Annotated in this window: 14 protein-coding genes; 10 read left to right on the forward strand and 4 right to left on the reverse strand. The window is 42.2% G+C overall.

Translation table 11 applies throughout. From position 1 onward, the window contains the following. The 8 genes from thiD to GQY27_RS11735 all read left to right on the forward strand — a co-directional run bounded on the left by thiD (position 1) and on the right by GQY27_RS11735 (position 9,257). Positions 1-813, forward strand: a complete 813-nt coding sequence (gene thiD / locus GQY27_RS11700) for a bifunctional hydroxymethylpyrimidine kinase/phosphomethylpyrimidine kinase (RefSeq protein WP_160034522.1) — start codon at positions 1-3, stop codon at positions 811-813. Continuing rightward, positions 810-1,451 (forward strand): thiamine phosphate synthase, encoded by a 642-nt coding sequence (thiE, locus tag GQY27_RS11705; RefSeq protein WP_160034524.1) that lies wholly within the window; start codon positions 810-812, stop codon positions 1,449-1,451. The genes thiD and thiE overlap by 4 nt, the downstream gene beginning before the upstream one ends. A 251-nt stretch (positions 1,452-1,702) precedes the next feature. Then, positions 1,703-2,533, forward strand: coding sequence for a creatininase family protein (locus tag GQY27_RS11710; protein WP_160034526.1), 831 nt, complete (start codon positions 1,703-1,705; stop codon positions 2,531-2,533). Positions 2,534-2,536: 3 nt separating this feature from the next. Further along, positions 2,537-3,343, forward strand: a complete 807-nt coding sequence (locus tag GQY27_RS11715) for an ABC transporter ATP-binding protein (RefSeq protein WP_160034528.1) — start codon at positions 2,537-2,539, stop codon at positions 3,341-3,343. A 138-nt stretch (positions 3,344-3,481) separates the two neighbouring features. Then, a complete protein-coding gene (locus tag GQY27_RS11720; protein WP_201450723.1) occupies positions 3,482-4,294 on the forward strand; it encodes an ABC transporter permease in 813 nt (270 codons plus the stop codon). A 550-nt stretch (positions 4,295-4,844) separates the two neighbouring features. Further along, positions 4,845-7,730 (forward strand): type I pullulanase, encoded by a 2,886-nt coding sequence (pulA, locus tag GQY27_RS11725; RefSeq protein WP_160034532.1) that lies wholly within the window; start codon positions 4,845-4,847, stop codon positions 7,728-7,730. 179 nt (positions 7,731-7,909) lie between these two features. Next, a complete protein-coding gene (locus tag GQY27_RS11730) occupies positions 7,910-8,536 on the forward strand; it encodes a 50S ribosomal protein L25 (protein WP_160034534.1) in 627 nt (208 codons plus the stop codon). 355 nt (positions 8,537-8,891) lie between these two features. Next, on the forward strand, positions 8,892-9,257 hold the full coding sequence (locus tag GQY27_RS11735) for an HIRAN domain-containing protein (RefSeq protein ID WP_160034536.1): 366 nt from the start codon (positions 8,892-8,894) through the stop codon (positions 9,255-9,257). A 49-nt stretch (positions 9,258-9,306) separates the two neighbouring features. Here the strand turns inward: GQY27_RS11735 and GQY27_RS11740 are convergent, their stop codons facing one another. The 4 genes from GQY27_RS11740 to GQY27_RS11755 form a co-directional block, all read right to left on the reverse strand. Then, positions 9,307-10,425, reverse strand: a complete 1,119-nt coding sequence (locus tag GQY27_RS11740; RefSeq protein ID WP_160034538.1) for a glycosyltransferase family 4 protein — start codon at positions 10,423-10,425, stop codon at positions 9,307-9,309. 132 nt (positions 10,426-10,557) lie between these two features. Beyond that, the gene (gene fabV, locus GQY27_RS11745; protein ID WP_160034540.1) at positions 10,558-11,760 is read right to left on the reverse strand and encodes an enoyl-ACP reductase FabV; all 1,203 of its coding nucleotides are present in this window, start codon (positions 11,758-11,760) and stop codon (positions 10,558-10,560) included. A gap of 124 nt (positions 11,761-11,884) precedes the next feature. Next, a complete protein-coding gene (locus tag GQY27_RS11750) occupies positions 11,885-12,721 on the reverse strand; it encodes a YitT family protein (protein ID WP_160034542.1) in 837 nt (278 codons plus the stop codon). 197 nt (positions 12,722-12,918) lie between these two features. Further along, positions 12,919-13,674, reverse strand: a complete 756-nt coding sequence (locus tag GQY27_RS11755; protein WP_160034544.1) for a YheC/YheD family protein — start codon at positions 13,672-13,674, stop codon at positions 12,919-12,921. Between the two features lie 237 nt (positions 13,675-13,911). Here GQY27_RS11755 and GQY27_RS11760 point away from each other — a divergent pair, with 237 nt between their 5' ends. Further along, on the forward strand, positions 13,912-14,784 hold the full coding sequence (locus tag GQY27_RS11760; RefSeq protein WP_160034546.1) for a DUF4850 domain-containing protein: 873 nt from the start codon (positions 13,912-13,914) through the stop codon (positions 14,782-14,784). Positions 14,785-15,025: 241 nt separating this feature from the next. Beyond that, the gene (locus tag GQY27_RS11765) at positions 15,026-16,936 is read left to right on the forward strand and encodes an AAA family ATPase (RefSeq protein ID WP_160034548.1); all 1,911 of its coding nucleotides are present in this window, start codon (positions 15,026-15,028) and stop codon (positions 16,934-16,936) included. The last annotated feature ends 28 nt before the right edge of the window (positions 16,937-16,964 follow it).

Consider the following 16,964-nt stretch of genomic DNA (forward strand, 5'->3'; position numbering starts at 1 on the left):
ATGACCGTTATAAAAGCATTAACGATTGCAGGATCAGACAGCGGAGGAGGAGCCGGCATTCAGGCTGACCTCAAGACCTTTCAAGAGCTGGATGCCTTTGGCATGTCGGCGATTACTGCAGTCACTGCGCAAAATACGCTTGGGGTACAGGGAGTTCATCCTCTGCCTGCCCGTTTTGTAGTGGAGCAGATCGATTCCGTATTTTCTGACTTGAGACCGGACGCTGTGAAGACAGGGATGCTGTTTAGCAGTGAAATCATTGAAGCGGTAGCGGAAAGAATTAGCAGGTACCATGTGGATAAGCTGGTTATAGATCCTGTCATGATTGCCAAAGGAGGAACCTCTCTGCTGAAGTCGGAAGCAGTGGAAGCTCTAATCTTGCATTTGCTTCCATTTGCGCTGGTCGTTACGCCAAACATTCCGGAAGCAGAGGTCATGACGAGAATGGAGATTCGAACCATAGCGGATCGGAAGGAAGCTGCTAGACGATTACACGATCTGGGGGCGGCTAATGTGGTCATCAAAGGCGGGCATGATGCAGTGAACGATATGATAACGGATATTTTATATGACGGTACCTCTTTCACCGAGCTTTCGGGAAGACGAGTGGATACTGTTCATTCTCATGGGACGGGCTGTACGTTTGCAGCAGCACTTACGGCGCAGCTAGCTAAGGGAACAGAGATGAGAGAAGCGGCATCGATCGCGAGAGGATTCGTGCAAGCGGCCCTTACCGATACGCTGGGTATTGGAAGCGGCCATGGTCCTACGAATCACTGGGCATACGCGAAGCTCAAAGGAGTGATTGTGTGACTCGAATTTCAAGCAGCCGTATGAAGGTATTGCTTCAGGTGTATTTTGTGATGGGAAGCCAAAATTGTAAGAAATCTCCGGAAAGCACGTTAACTGAAGCGCTTCTAGGCGGAATTACCCTGTTCCAGTTTCGGGAGAAAGGGCCTGGATCTATGAGTGGAGTAGAGGGGATGAAACTTGCTCTTCATTTGCAGCAACTGTGCCGGAAACAAGGTGTTCCCTTCATCGTTAATGATGATGTAGATTTGGCGCTTGCGATCGGAGCGGACGGTGTGCATATTGGGCAAGAGGATGAAGAAGCTTCTAAGGTAAGAGAACGAATCGGAGATAAAATTCTCGGTGTTTCTGCTCATACGTTGGAAGAAGCGAGATTAGCACAAGACCAAGGGGCTGATTACATCGGGGTTGGACCAATTTATCCTACGAATTCCAAGGAGGATGCATATGCGGTGCAGGGACCGGAGGTAATTGAGTCGATGAGGGCACAAGATTTGGATATCCCGATCGTAGGTATTGGAGGCATTACTGCACTGAATGCTGCCAGGGTGCTGGAGGCAGGAGCAGATGGAGTAGCGGTAATTTCAGCGATCAGTCTGGCAGATGATATCGCAGAGAGTGTTAAGAGGCTGCGACATTAAAGGTAAAAAGATATGAGGAGGATACCTGACATTAGTTGGGTATCCTTTTTTCATGAAATACATCGTTGAATTCCCTCTATGATTTTAATTTTCGTGCTAATCTTACATTGATATAACATATTGAGTGCCTGAAGCACAAATCGCTCCAGTCATTTTATATAAATATCCAAATTGAAGTGAATTTAGTTTACATGAGTGGCTTCTTCCCATTACATTGGTCTTAACAAAATGAACGAGAAGGCGGTGAGTGAATGAACGAACGTTATCGAGGCATAGCGTATGACCAGCTGTTCCTGCCCAGATTAACGGGACCAGAAATCGGCGAATTAGCAAAAGCAGGGGCAATGGTAATTCTGCCGATTGGTGCAATGGAGCAGCATGGGCCGCACCTTCCCGTTTTCACCGATACACTGATAGGAGAAGGGATATTAACGGAAGCATTCAAGCACCTTACTCGTGAGGATCATATCTGGCTTTTACCGCATTTGCCTTATGGAAAAAGCAACGAGCATACCGGCTGGCATGGAACAGTTACACTGTCAGCTTCCACCTTGCTGGCTGTGCTGATGGATATAGCGGATAGTCTTGCGAAAACAGGTTTTCAGCGGCTCGTTCTATTTAATACGCATGGCGGCAACATAGATGCTCTGAATCTAGCAGCGAGAGATATCCGCGAAAAAACAGGCATGTACGTTTTTCGGCTCGACGGCGGCGGATTAGGTGATGAGAAGGATTTGCTTACACAGGAAGAACGAATGTACGGCATTCATGCTGGAGATTCCGAGACTTCCATGATCATGGTTTTACATAGAGACTGGGTTCACGAAAATAAACTTCCGAATGAATTTCCTCCCATTACATCAGATTGGAAACTTCAATTTAGCAATAAACGATTTGCTTGGCTGATGAAAGATCTGTCTTCTTCCGGTGCTTGTGGTAATGCACAGCTGGCAACGGAAGAGAAGGGGAAGGCGATTCTTGCCTCTGCAGGTAGAAATGCAGCAGAACTATTTAAAATGATGGCTATATTTAGTTTTAATGAGAAGAATGGTCCAATTGGATTCTTACCAAGGGAGAGATGACATATGAGCAGTATCATTAGCACATCTGGGGTAATGCCAGCTGTAAAAAAAGGATCCACTCCGCTCGTAGAAATGGAGAGAATCAGCAAAGTTTATCAAACAAGCACCATTGCACTCCAAGATGTAAATCTAAGTATTCCCGAAGGAGAGTTTGTCAGTTTTGTAGGCCCGTCTGGCTGCGGAAAATCAACGATTTTCAGGCTGATTGCCGGCCTTGGAGATCCGACGTCAGGAACGATGCGGCTCATGGGAATGGATCCAGCGGAAGCGAGAAAGCAAAGTGATATTTCCTTTGTCTTTCAGGATGCTACACTACTCCCTTGGTGCAAAGTAATTGATAATGTCACCTTGCCGATGGAACTGCGCAAAATACCTAAGCAAGAGAGGATCGAAAAGGCCATGCATGTACTGGAAATGGTGGGCCTTCAAGATTATGCTCATGCTTTGCCAAGGCAGCTGTCCGGCGGGATGAAGATGCGGGTGTCTATTGCAAGAGCGCTGGCATCTGAGCCGAAGCTGCTTTTGATGGATGAGCCTTTTGGAGCGCTGGATGAAATGACAAGACAAACTCTGCAAGATGAGCTGCTTGGTATATGGCAAAAAGATAAAAAAATGACGGTCTTGTTTGTTACCCATAACGTATTTGAAGCCGTCTATTTGTCCACCTCCATCGTGGTGATGTCGGCTAGGCCCGGTAAGATTGCAGAAACCATTCCCGTTCCTGTTCCATTCCCGCGAAATGAGAATTTCCGTACTGCTTCCGAATTTAGTCAGATTGTGGGTCAAGTTTCGGGTGTACTGCACCACTAAGCAAGGGGTTACCCTAGGAAATTTGATTAAAGGCTCTAAGAAAGAAAGGACGTGCGCGACATGGCAATGAATCAACCAAAGCTTGCATATGAGAAAAGCAGTCAGGACGGAAATGGAACACCTTCCTCTACTACCGAGATGCTGGCCATTCCTCCAGCTCAGAAGAATAATGAGTTTTTAGAGAAATTCATTCCCCCAGCCATTGCTTTTGTTGTGGTAGTTGCACTGTGGGAAATGGTGACCCGAATGCTGGGATATGCTCCTTACCTGCTGCCAAAGCCTTCTGATATTGTACGTGCTGCTGCAGAGAACTGGAGTAATCTGATGACCTCTGTACTTACTACAGTGTATGAATCGGTACTCGGTTTTTTACTAAGTATCGTAATCGGGGTAGCGGGAGCGGTACTGCTCGCCAGTTCCAAAATCATTGAAAAAGCAGTATACCCTTATGCGATTGTCCTGCAGACCATACCCGTCGTTGCGATTGCGCCGATTATTGTCATCTGGTTTGGTGCCGGGGTGAACTCCATCGTCATTATAGCTTTTCTGATCGGATTCTTCCCCATGATTTCAAACACGCTGATTGGCCTGAATTCTACGGAAGGCAATATGCAAAATCTGTTCAAACTTTACAATGCTTCGCGCTGGCAAGTGATGTGGAGGCTCCGCCTGCCAGCTGCGCTGCCTTACATTATTGCTGGACTTAAAATCTCTTGTACACTTTCCGTTGTTGGCGCCATTGTCGGTGAATACATCGCGGGTATTGGCGGCGGTCAAGGTGGACTTGGTTATGCGATTACGGTAGCCTCATCGAGACTTCAAACGCCTTATCTATTTGCTTGCGGGCTCTCTGCTTCTGTCCTTGGAATTACCTTTTTCTTGCTAGTTAGTGCATTTTCAAAATGGGCACTCAGCTCTTGGCATGAATCAGAAATGAAGTCAGAGAACTAGGATTTCATACAATAAGGGAGAGATCGTTGCCCATACCCCAGCGGTAGAAACTGTATTCAGCCATGAATCTATCACGGGGTGATAGACATTTTCCCCTATACCCTATACTATAGATGAAAAAACTGCCCAAATTCGCTGCTAACAAGGCGCTAACGGGCAGTTTTTGACGTATGGACAGAATGAATAGGTCCTACATAAAGTCCCTCTCATATTCCATTTAAAACATAGATAGGAGCCTTTTTTTGTGACCAGGGGAAAAATAGCCGACAACCTTTGCTGATATCGACATATACTACATGGTGTAAGCGTTTTCTGTGCTTATTCTTGTCCGATGTATCGTAATATTCTCTGTTCATTTAGTTATAGTTTCTCTATGAAATGGCATTACTGATAGTAACGGAATGAAAGAGCTTTATAGCGTAAGCTAATTACCTTGCTGTCGGTACACATATTATAGTTCGAAAACGTATTTGTGGCATAACCCACAAACCTACTAATACGAGAGCAGGGTCCGTAAAGATTGATTTTACAATAACGGGCGGTGAGTTATATGCAGGATTTACACTATGAAAGCAATGATCTGGGTCTCACGTATTCGAGCAATGCTTGCAGGTTTAAGGTGTGGGCTCCTACGGCAAGTCAAGTAGAGGTTGTTCTCTACGAGGATGCCGGGGAATACGATCAGTATGGTATGGTGCATAACCATGAAGGTGGACTCGCTTTTCTCATGAACCCAGGGAAAAAAGGGACTTGGTCTCTCGAATTGGAGGGAGATTATACTGGGAAGTATTACATGTACCGTGTTGCTTTTCCGGGTGGAACCGTAAATTATGCCGTGGACCCTTATGCAAAAGCGGTGGCCGCAGGGGGAGCACGTACCGCAATTATAGATATGAAGAAAACAAATCCCGAAGATTGGGAAGATGATGTAAGTCCTCCGCAGATCAGACCGACAGATGCGATTATTTATGAACTGCATGTCAGAGATTTTTCGATTAACGATGACAACTTGTTTCAGCAAAAAGGGCTGTACCGTGCCTTTACGGAGGAAGGCCTAACTGATCAAGACGGCAATCTGGTTGGTATTGATCATTTGGTTGAGCTGGGGATTACGCATGTGCATCTGATGCCTGTATTTGATTTTAAAACAGTAAATGAGTTGACGGTTCATGACCCGTCTGTAGCCGAAGGGAAATATAACTGGGGATATGATCCGCAAAACTTTAATGTTCCCGAAGGGTCGTATTCGAGTGATCCAACAAATCCAGTTGCCCGGATTATCGAGTTTAAGCAAATGGTTCAAGCGCTCCATCGAAAGGGAATTCGCGTCATTATGGACGTGGTATATAACCATACATTTGGTGTGGATGATGGTCCATTTGAAGGGATTGTACCGGGATATTTCTATCGTACGAACAGTGAGGGATATCTTACAAATGGTTCAGGTGTAGGAAATGAACTTGCCACAGAACGGCCTATGGTGCGGAAATACATTAAAGATTCTGTCCGTTATTGGGCTGAAGAGTATCATATCGATGGTTTTCGGTTTGATCTTATGGGACTGATTGATACACGAACCATGACGGAAATTACGAATATGCTGCAGCAAGAGATAGATCGTACGATCCTGGTCTATGGAGAACCGTGGACGGGCGGGGATTCACCGCTGTGGGATAAAACATTAAAAGGTGCACAGAAAGGCAAGGGGTTTGCTGTCTTTAATGATAACTACCGGTCTGCTGTAAAAGGAGACAATGATGGATATTCAAGCGGCTTTGCTACGGGCTGGTGGGGGGTTGAAGGTTCTGTTCTTAAGGGAGTTCAAGGTGCGATTCATGATTTCACTTATCATCCTTCGGAAACCATTAATTACGTAACGGCCCACGATAATCTTAACTTATGGGACAAAATAGTTACTTCCCAAGGCATGCGGCATGCGCTTTCTTTTCCTGAGTGGCATAATGGATCGCCTTCTGGAGGATATAGTGCTCAAGAGGCCGTTACCTCCGCTGATCCATATCGATTTGTTGAACCGGACAATATGCTCAGTAATGATACAGTACGGCGCTCACTTCTAGCGAATGGAATCATGATTACCTCCCAAGGAATTCCGTTTCTTCATGCGGGAGATGAGATCCTTCGATCTAAATATGGTGACCATAACAGTTACCGCAGCGGGGATGCTGTAAATGCACTGCGCTGGAGTAATAAGGCAAGGTTTCGCCCTGTATTTGACTATTACTGCGGACTTCTTCGTTTGCGTAAAGCGCATGTGGCATTTAAGATGGCGCACCGGGAACAAGTGGAACGTCACTTAAAGGTGCTTAGCTGCGGGCATGGAGTACTTGCTTATCTTTTAGAAGGAACAGAGGTAAAGGACTCATGGAACCGAATTTTGATTATTTATAATGGGAAAGAACAGGAAAGTAGAGTGGATCTGCCTCAAGACTGCGTATGGAATGTTGTCGTTAATGATCGTACTGCGGGAGTCGAAGTGCTGGACCATGTCCAAGGAAGTGTGACCGTTCCGCGGCTGTCTATGATGGTTCTTTACGACAAGGAAAGCGGAGTGGAACCTCAGATTCTAACATCTATGGACATCCGGTCTCCTAAAAAAGCAATACAATGTGCAGAAGAAATGAAGCTTGAGGTCGTGTTTAAAGATCAGCATGACAAAAGGATAGAAGGACTGCAGCCGCAGTGGATATCTTCGGATCCTGAGAAGATGATCGTTCGTCAGACAGGAAAAATAATAGGAACGGCTTTAGGTGAAGGAATCATTACCGCTGTGTGCGGAGAAGTTGAGGCTTCCATCCGTATCATCGTAGATCATCTAGTACCTGCCCGCATTGAAGTTACGGGAGAACCCATGATGTATGCAACCCGGCACTATCCTATACAAACGACTGTGCGGGATCAGTATAATCAAGTCCTTCCGGGCCAAACAGTCCAGCTTGCTACGACAACTCCCCGAATTGTGTCCATAGATCATACAGGAAAGCTTCTAGCCATGCGTCCTGGAAAAGGAGTGATCATGGCGCACTGTGGTTCTCTTACAGCGGAGTGGAATGTTCAGATTCATCCCTTTTCTATCCGGACGGTTGAGATTGAATATGAGCGTCCTGACCATCATTATGATGGCTGGAACGTTTGGGTATGGGGTACCGGAATCCATGATGGGAAAATCCCATTCCATCCGACTTCAGATGGAAGCGTGGTTGCCAAGGTTAAAGTCGCTCCAGGTATGAAACGAATTGGATATATCATACGGCTGAATGAATGGGAAAGACGTGAAGGTGACCGCGATTTGTTCATCGAAATCCCTTCGACCCTAGGAAATGAGCGCATTAAGGTCAAAGTGAAGAGCGGTACAAGGGAAATCGTCGTAGCCATAGGAGAACGACTAATGAAGATGCATGGTTTAAGTAGTGCATAATTGTGGAGAAGAGGCTGCTTATTTGGCAGTCCTTTTCTTTTTCGATGGAAGGATTCTCAACGGTTATTTTAAAAAAATATTCATTAATAAGTTAAGTTTCCTCCTCTAGTGGGTAATGTAGATTATGACCAAGTGGCCAAATTAGGAAACCACGGATCTTTGAAGGAGGATGTTTTACAATGAAATCCAACGGAAAAACAGCCCAACTCACAGCTGAGCAAAGAACAGAGAACAAGGGCGCAGCACTTGCAACTCTCAGAAAAAGTGGACGAGTTCCTGGCGTCGTATATGGTCCATCGATTGATAGTATCTCCATTCATGTAGACGAGAAGGATATCAATCGTTTAGCTCGTACGGGACGTTCAGAGTTATTTGAAATCCAATTGAAAGACGGAAAAAAAGTACCGGTTCTCATTAAAGATATGCAAAAGAAAAATGATCAGCTGATTCATGTTGACTTTATTCAAATTTCTAAAAATAAATCTATTCAAGTAACGATTCCTATTGAATTTCAAGGAACACCAAAAGGGACTAAAAAAGCGGGTGTTCTTCAGACACAGGAAACAGAACTAATTGTAGAAGGATTACCGGATACTCTTCCTGCTTCCATCGAAGTGGATATTTCGGGAATGGATGTCGGAGATAAATTATCTGCGTCTGATCTGAAATTGCCGGAAGGGGTCATCTTAGTTTCTTCGGAAGATATGCTCATTGCTTCGGTAACCGTGCTTAGAGCCGCAGATACGGATACAGGTGAAGACACCGCTGTTTCTGAAGAACCAGCGGAGGACTCGACTGAAGAATAACTTGTCTGAAGAATAATATGTAAATTAGTAATTAGTAATAGTAATTAAATCGAAAGTAAAAAAGAGCTCGGCCCTTAGGGTCGAGCTTTTTCGGTATTTGATCATAAGAAGAAAGGTAGGATTCATTTTCATAATTATGCAGAATGAATCGAACTAAAATCTCAATTTTCCTAATCCAGTGAAAAACAACAAGGGTATGTTTAATGACAGAACAGTGACTTTAGAACTAGTTTATTGAAACAAAATATTTCATATAGTTCAAAAGTTTTAGTTAATAGTGTAAAAGAACGAATATAGGTTACCGATATAGTAAGTATTACATGTTGATCGTGTTGATGATGAAGGAGGAAGAACAATGCATAAAAAGGTTTACGCAGCCATTATAGGTATGAAATATTATCCGAGTTCTTTAAAAGTAAAAGTGGGTGATCCTGTATTCCTGGTGAAGGATCCTGATAATCTGTCTGATCCTGAGGCAATCCGGGTCGTTCTGCCTTCTCATGGACAAGTGGGTTATATAGCGAATAATTCAGCTTCGGTTCCTCGAGGATGCCGCAGTGCGGGCCGGATCTATGACTCCTTTCGGCAACAGACCTTAGGGGTAGTGCAGTTTATTTTTCATGATATCGCTATTATTGAACTGAAGGAAGTAGCAACGAAACCGGGAACGGGAGAGAAGGAAGCGTTCATTATGTACCGCACTCCATCGGAACAAATCTAATAGCGGGCGGATACATAGGTTTCATAGCAAACGGGTCATAGCGAACTTGTCATAGCAAATTCATATAAACAGATTCCAGTTTTTGAGCGGTTACTTGCCAAGCATATCTTTCGAGTACAGCTGTTCTTCCATTATCGCCCATTAAGCTTAATAGTTCCGTTGATTGAGCCAGATGGGAGAGATGAGAAGTAAAGTTTTTTGCTTGTTTATAATGGGTTACTAAGAAACCATTATATCCATGAGTAATAATCTCTTTCATCCCTCCATTACGGGAGGCGATCACGGGGATCCCGCACGACAGAGCTTCTATATTGACGAGACCAAAGGCCTCGTGTTTTTGAGAGGGACATACCATACAAGAAGCGAGCGGATATAAAGTATGAATTTGCTCATGCGGTATTTCACCAAGAAAAGTAACGGAAACGTGCAGTTTTTGAGCGAGCTTTTGTAAGGTGTTTCTGTAAGCTTTACTTTTTGTTTTTCCGGCAATGATCAGATGAGTTTTAGATTTGATGCTCGGTTTAAGGTGATGAATCGCACGAATAAGGGTAGAAATCCCTTTCTGGGGAATAAGTCTGCCTACATAAAGAATATGAAATTGATCTGCCGGGAGTCCATAGTGCTCATAGTAGACTCGCTTTTCTGCATCCTCTAATGGTTTGAAGCGAAAATGATCAACGCCGAGAGCGATATGAGTAAGTTTTGTTGTCTGTATAGGAAAGCGGTGGAGAACAGCTCGTGTTAGCGACTTACTATTGGTTATGATAAGATCAGCCTTTTGCAGGGAAGAAGTAATGAGACGATTCTGCGGGATAAAGGTAAGCGAGTGGAGGAAAAGGACGACGGGTATGGAAGGGAACGCCTCCTTTATTCTCGACATGGATCTGGGACGATTATCGACTTGGATGATATCGACAGGCTGTTCCAGCTGAGTGATGGTCTTAATCACTGCTTTACTGTATTCAGAGGGAAGTTTTGCGTCGTTTATTCGTTTAATCCGCAGCTTGGGATTCCGCCACGTTTCTTCGGTTTGATGAGAGAATAAAGGGCTGATTACGGTAACTAAATGGTGCTGAGATAGCTGTTCAGCAATGGCAAGAATACAAATTTCAACAGATCCGCTTCCTGGCAAAGGAAACTGTTCGGGGCTTACGATGAGGATATGCACCCTGTATTCTTCCTCCTTATCTATCCTGGTTTTCATACTATATGCACCGCATCGTAAGGAAGACAGCCTAATATAAAAAAGCGATCCGTACCGACAGAAAAGGAACTGCCGATCGAATCGCTATTCATTATTTTATTCAGAAACCGTAATGGCTTGCGGGATTTTAACATCCGGATTTACATCCGCTTCGTAATCAACCCCGTCCATTTCAAATCCAAATAATTGGAAGAATTCTTTACGATAACCTTCAAGATCCGAAAGTTCATTAATATTCTCTGTAGAAATTTCATTCCAAATCCGGCGAACTTCTTCTTGAACATCTGCTTGAAGCTCCCAGTCATCAATTCGAATACGGCCTTTTTCATCCACTGCCGTGCCTTCCGCATGATATAGACGATCTGCGAATAAACGGTACATTTGTTCAATGGTACCCTCATGCAGTCCTTTTTCTTTCATTACTTTATAAAGTGCGGATACATATAGCGGAACGACAGGAATTGCAGAACTGGATTGGGTTACAAGGGCTTTGCTTACTGCTACATAAGCGCGGCCCCCATTTTCAGAAAGTGTATCGTTTAAGGTATGGGCTGTCGCTTCGAGATGATCTTTCGCTTGTCCGATTGAACCTTCGCGATAGATCGCTTGTGTAATGTCAGAACCAATATAGGAGTAAGCAATGGTCACTGCATTCTCGGCAAGTACGCCGCCTTCTTTAAGGGCATGAATCCATAGCTGCCAGTCGTCTCCGCCCATAACGGTAACCGTATGCTGAACTTCTTCTTCTGTTGCCGGTTCAATCGTAATCGGCGTTACTTCACCAGTATGGAAATTGACTGTTTTATTAGTATATGGCTCACCGATCGGCTTAAGCACCGAGTTAACCATCTCACCCGTAACCGGATCTTGACGTCTAGGAGCTGCTACACTATATACGACAAGATCTACCTGTCCCAGTTTTTCACGAATGACTTCTATCGTTTTTTGTTTTGTTTCTTCTGTAAAAGCATCGCCAGTCACACTGTAAGAAATAAGTCCTGCTTCTTCCGCAGCTGCTTCAAAAGCGGCAGAATTATACCAGCCTGCAGATGCGGTGCGTTTCTCAGTCCCTGCGCTTGGGCGATACACGCCAATCGTATTTGCACCTGCACCAAAAGCTGCCACAATTCGGGACGATAAACCATATCCCGTCGACGCTCCAATAACGAGGACGTTTTTTGGACCTTTCACTGCTGGTTGTGATTTTACATATTCTATTTGTTGTTCTACGTGACGTGCACAACCCGCCGGATGGGAGGTTGTACAGATGAATCCGCGTGTTCTCGGTTTTATAATCATGTAATGGATAGGCCTCACTTTCGCTTCTAATCTTCAGTTATATTCACACATTCATACCCTATTGTAACAATTTTTCACGAGAGTGAGAAACTCTATATGATTCTTAATTAAATATAAGGAGTTCCTATTTAGAAATATCGATAAATCCTTCCCCAAATACATCCCGAACATCATGAATAGTGACGAAGGCATTTACATCTTCTGCCTTTACAATTTTTTTCAGGGTCGATACTTCTTGTTTATTGATTACGATATACAGCACATCTTTTGTTGTCCCCGTGTAATATCCATAACCTCGCAAGACGGTGACACCGCGATCCATAATGTCGGTTACTTGCTTTGCAATTCGATCGTGATGAGGAGAGATGATGGTTACTGCTTTTTTCGGGTTCAAACCTTCAATAATAAATTCCATTGCTTTCGTGCCGATGTAGAGAATGAGAACGGTGAACATCGTTTTTTCAATCCCGATAACAAAGACGGATAATCCGGCTACAATGAGATCAAAGAACAGCAAAGCATAGCTTATATTCCAGTCCCAGAACTTATTAGCAAGACGGGCAAGAATGGTTGTTCCAGCCGTGGTTCCACCGACTCTGATAATGAGTCCAATGCCGACTCCAGCAAATAAACCTGCAAATATCGCATTGATAACCGGTTCATTCGACTCAATATACCAATGCTCGGTCAGGTGCAGAAACAAAGCATTAAATGCGACTACAATGATCGTATACACCGTAGTTGTTTTATCGAGCAGTCGATATCCAATAATCAGCAAGATACTATTAGCGACTAAACTGACAATAGCAGGTGACCACTCAAATAAGTAAAATAGAATAATAGAAATTCCAGTAACGCCGCCTTCTCCAAAATCATTAGGTATAATGAATAAATTGACGGCAAGTGCAAAAATAAATGCTCCAACGATGAGCATAACCATGTCATACATTCTTTTCTTCATGTGTGTAATTCCTCCGTTTGTCTTTTTACCACAAAAAAAGCGACTAAAGGAAAGGATATCCTTTAATCGCTATGTGCAAACCTAAACTTGCGCAGCTCTTTTAATAGAATCATTATAATGAATTAGATTCAGACTGTAAATATGTGAACAGCTGAAACATGAGGAGACTTACATCTGTAGTTGTTTTTCCGGTTCAATTATTTCCTTCTTCCATACTGCCTTGCATAGGATAAAATCCGGTAATACATGCTTTTGTCCTTCATTTGTTTAAGAGGATAGATCTGCGGCCTTGTATTTACTTCAAGAATCCAAATGTTACCGCCCTTATCCAAGGCTACATCCAGTCCAAGTTCCTGAAATCCAGTGCTGTGTTTGTTAAATACGTATCCTACGGATTCCCCGAGTTTTTTAAGTTCGTCATCGATTCTTTTTATTTGTTCCTTATTCAATCCTGCTTGAGAGAGTGTTTGTGGTAAGAATCCGATATCCCCGCCTTGGTTATAATTCGTTGCGACGGTATCCGGTTTGCCGATCTTAACGAAGATTCCCGTGCTTTTCCAAGCATCTTGATCTGTTTTTTGAACCATGACCCGAATGTCAAAGGGCCGGCCCTTTACCGTGGCAAGTTGAATCCCTTTTTGTAAAATATAATCTCGTCCATTCGAACGTTTTTTCAAGTACGAATAAAGTTCTTGAATAGTAGAGTAACGCTTTTTTACAGATTTGTGCTGTGTTTGATAGCTGTCACCCATTTTCATAATCCGTATAATATGAAATCCGCCGGATCCGCCTGTAGGTTTGAAATAGACAGTGGAATATTTGGAAAGCATCAATTTCAAATTTTCATAGGTAAAAGGAAGGGTTTTAGGGATATACTTTTTTATTCTTGTGCTTTGTAAAAGCCATTTTGTTTTCGTCCATTTGCTTTTAATGGTTGTACTTTGATAGTTCATAACGGAAAATCTCACCCCTTTCTCCCTAACATATGAGAGAGGAATGAAGTCGGACCGTGCTTTTGTCCGCGAGTTTTAAGTCTCCGGTCTAAGAAGACGACCATTTTTATTTGTATTCTATTGTTCATTTTTGATAACGATCTAATAATAAAGGAATTTTAGGATGATTATAAAACTTTTACCGTTATAAATCAGTCTATTCAGTAAAGATACTGGCATAGAGGAGGTAAAAGAACGATGAAAAAGTCAGGTTTTAAAAAGTGGATAATATCCGCTGTTATGCTTCTTATACTAGCTGGTACTATTTATATAACCTACAGTTCCGGGGGAGGTACAGATCGACAGCAGCTTCTTACCCAAATAACCTCACCTAATCAGGCAACAGTAAATAATGAAGCGGAATGGGCTGCTTCTACAGAAAAAGTGATCACATTCTCGGGTACTCAAGGTGAAGAAGTGGAACTACCATTACAAATAACAAAAGCTGATCTCAGTCTGGATAATGGTGCTCAGTTAGACCCTTCTCACATTCTTACACCAACTGCTGTAAGTTATAAGATTCCACCTGAGATGAAGGATGAACTGCAAGCGGTACTGGTCTATCGTTCAGATATGGCTTCTGGATATCTGCTGCTTGCACCCACCGGTTGGGAAGCTTCCGCAGTCGTTGGAGCGGATGGTTCTTATGGGGTAACGTTGACCGATCCAAGTAATAAAGAGCAAACGCTTCGTTATAGCGACACGGCTGGGTCTTGTCAGGGCTGTGCGATTACTAAAATAGGTGCGTATTTTCCAGATCAAGCGAAGTGGGCTGATGAGAAAGGGTTTACCATATATGAGCCATTGTCATTCACTGAATGGAATCAGTCAGCCGCAGAAACGGAAGATGGAGGAACAGCCATCTATACGACAGGCACGAATGAAGGATATTACACGACGGGCATAGCTTCCTACGAAAAGGATGCAGTAGACGAGGGGTATCAGTTTCGTCAATTGGAGTTTACGCTTTTTACAGAGACGACCCAGGGCGATCTAGAGGATGTGGTGATCAATTTCTTCGATGCTCATCATGGACCACTTATTGTAGCTAATGTTACGAAAGAACAATGAGATATCTATCTAAAGTCAACGAAGAGGCTGATGAAAAATAGAATAGATCAACAGGTGATCCTACATTGAATATATCCAGTAATATGATACACCCGGCATCCTGTGTGAATCTAGTTTCTCTTAATTGGGCTTAAATACCCATATATTAAGATATATGTAAATTTACGCAGGAAGAGACAGAAGTTTGTTGAATACTGAAAGTAGGTATATTGAATCATAATCTATATTAGGAGTGGATGTATTGAAATTACATAAATTGAAAATTGAAGGTTTCAGGAGACATACTGATTCGGAAGTAAATTTCTCTGATGCGACATTTTTAATTGGTGAGAATAATATTGGCAAGAGTTCAGTACTAATGGCTTTAAACATACTACTGAACGATGTAAGAAAGTTACCCGAAGAAGAGTTTTTTTCCTACAGAGATGCAGATACAAATTTAAACATTCGTGTAGCTGAGGAAATTGTTCTCACAGGAGAATTTCGTGAAATTTCACAAGAAGCTAAGAATTGGATCGGGTTCAAAGGACGTGTATTAAATTATTTAAGTGACAGTGGTGAAACAGGACTTAGAGTTATTTATAGGAAGACATTTAAACCTAATACTGACTATGTTGTTGAAATGCGCCAACAAGTAAAAACCTTAAAGCCACAATATAAAGAGTGTACAACTATCGAAGAATATATCGATTCTGGATTAGATAGTTCTTTGTTAGATTGTTTAGTCTTAAATATTAGTTCCACTAAAAAATTAAGTACAAAAGAACACAATCTAATAAAAGGTCTAGATGATCTATATGATTATGATGAAGAAAATGAAGAATGGTTTCAAAACCCAGGTGGAATTCCCGCAAACGTTCTTACGAAATTGCCAAAGTTTCTGTTAATCCCTGCGCAAGACAAGGCTGATGAACTATCTGGTGCTTCGGGTACACTTATATCTACACTATCGCAATTATTCAATGATGTCAGAGACTCTTCGGAAAATTATAAACAGGCTCAGCAGTACTTGAATTTGCTAGCTGATGAGTTGGATCCTGAAGATGACCAAAGTGAGTTTGGACAAATGATGCTTGAATTAAATAAAACAGTTAGCGATGTGTTTCCTAATACTGGACTAAAGGCTGTAACAAGTTTGACAGAAGCTGATAAAGTTATAAAACCACAATTTAAAATATCAATGTTCAGTAATGTAACTACATCTGTTGGACTACAAGGGACAGGAATAATTCGTTCGGCAGTTTTTGCCTTGTTACGATTTAGAAATATTAGAGAGAATAAAAAAGAAAATGGTCAAATTAGGCCGCTACTTATCGGGTTTGAAGAACCCGAAATTTATTTGCATCCGAATGCCGCCAAACAAATGAGAGATACTATATACGAACTAGCAAGTGCTACAAGTAACCAAATTGTCTGTACTACTCATTCCCCGTATATGATTGATTTAAGTAAGAAACCTTTACAAATATTGAATTGTCTATCACGAAAAAATTCAAAAATTAACCTTAGAGATAGTGAGGTTAACGTAGAAAAATTGAATTGTAATTCTTTTAATACTAGTGAGGAGTTTATAAAACTTCACCATGAAGATAAGACTTATGTTAAGATGCTTTTGAAAATCGATGATTATATATCAAGGGTATTTTTTTCAAAGAATATCTTAATTATTGAGGGAGATACTGAAGATATTGTATTAAGAGAAACAATTAAAAGAATGCCTGAAATAGTTAAAAAAGATATTGAGTGTAATTGGCAAATTATAAAGGCTAGAGGAAAAGCTACAATAATATCTCTTGTGAAATATTTAAAAGCAATGGGATTGCATCCTATTGTTATACATGATAAAGACACGGGGGTTGCTAAAGCAGAAATGTTCAATAATCCAATTCTCGTTGCTGTTGGTGATGAAGAAGCTCGAATAATGTTATCTAACTGTATCGAGGATGTGTTGGGTTATAGAGCACCTACAAATGAGAAACCTTATAAAGCTTACAAATTCATCGCAGAAAATTGGAACAATCAGTGGGAGTCTATTTCTAGAGAATGGAGATTGATTGTTGAGCATGTATTTAAAGAATCCTTTAGTCTCATGCCCCAAGGGGATGAATCAAAAATATTTGAAAAAGTAGCTACTGCGATTGAAGATATTTAGCAAAATAAGAGATTGATTGTGGTGATTT

The organism is Paenibacillus sp. An7 (assembly GCF_009870785.1).
Lineage (GTDB): Bacteria > Bacillota > Bacilli > Paenibacillales > Paenibacillaceae > Paenibacillus.

What these genes read in the sequence shown, in the direction of transcription:
- thiD (WP_160034522.1), top strand. Translation starts at nt 1, where the DNA reads ATGACCGTTATAAAAGCATTAACGATTGCAGGATCAGACAGCGGAGGA.
- GQY27_RS11710 (WP_160034526.1), top strand. Translation starts at nt 1,703, where the DNA reads ATGAACGAACGTTATCGAGGCATAGCGTATGACCAGCTGTTCCTGCCC.
- GQY27_RS11715 (WP_160034528.1), top strand. Translation starts at nt 2,537, where the DNA reads ATGAGCAGTATCATTAGCACATCTGGGGTAATGCCAGCTGTAAAAAAA.
- GQY27_RS11720 (WP_201450723.1), top strand. Translation starts at nt 3,482, where the DNA reads ATGCTGGCCATTCCTCCAGCTCAGAAGAATAATGAGTTTTTAGAGAAA.
- pulA (WP_160034532.1), top strand. Translation starts at nt 4,845, where the DNA reads ATGCAGGATTTACACTATGAAAGCAATGATCTGGGTCTCACGTATTCG.
- GQY27_RS11730 (WP_160034534.1), top strand. Translation starts at nt 7,910, where the DNA reads ATGAAATCCAACGGAAAAACAGCCCAACTCACAGCTGAGCAAAGAACA.
- GQY27_RS11735 (WP_160034536.1), top strand. Translation starts at nt 8,892, where the DNA reads ATGCATAAAAAGGTTTACGCAGCCATTATAGGTATGAAATATTATCCG.
- fabV (WP_160034540.1), bottom strand. Translation starts at nt 11,760, where the DNA reads ATGATTATAAAACCGAGAACACGCGGATTCATCTGTACAACCTCCCAT.
- GQY27_RS11750 (WP_160034542.1), bottom strand. Translation starts at nt 12,721, where the DNA reads ATGAAGAAAAGAATGTATGACATGGTTATGCTCATCGTTGGAGCATTT.
- GQY27_RS11755 (WP_160034544.1), bottom strand. Translation starts at nt 13,674, where the DNA reads ATGAACTATCAAAGTACAACCATTAAAAGCAAATGGACGAAAACAAAA.
- GQY27_RS11760 (WP_160034546.1), top strand. Translation starts at nt 13,912, where the DNA reads ATGAAAAAGTCAGGTTTTAAAAAGTGGATAATATCCGCTGTTATGCTT.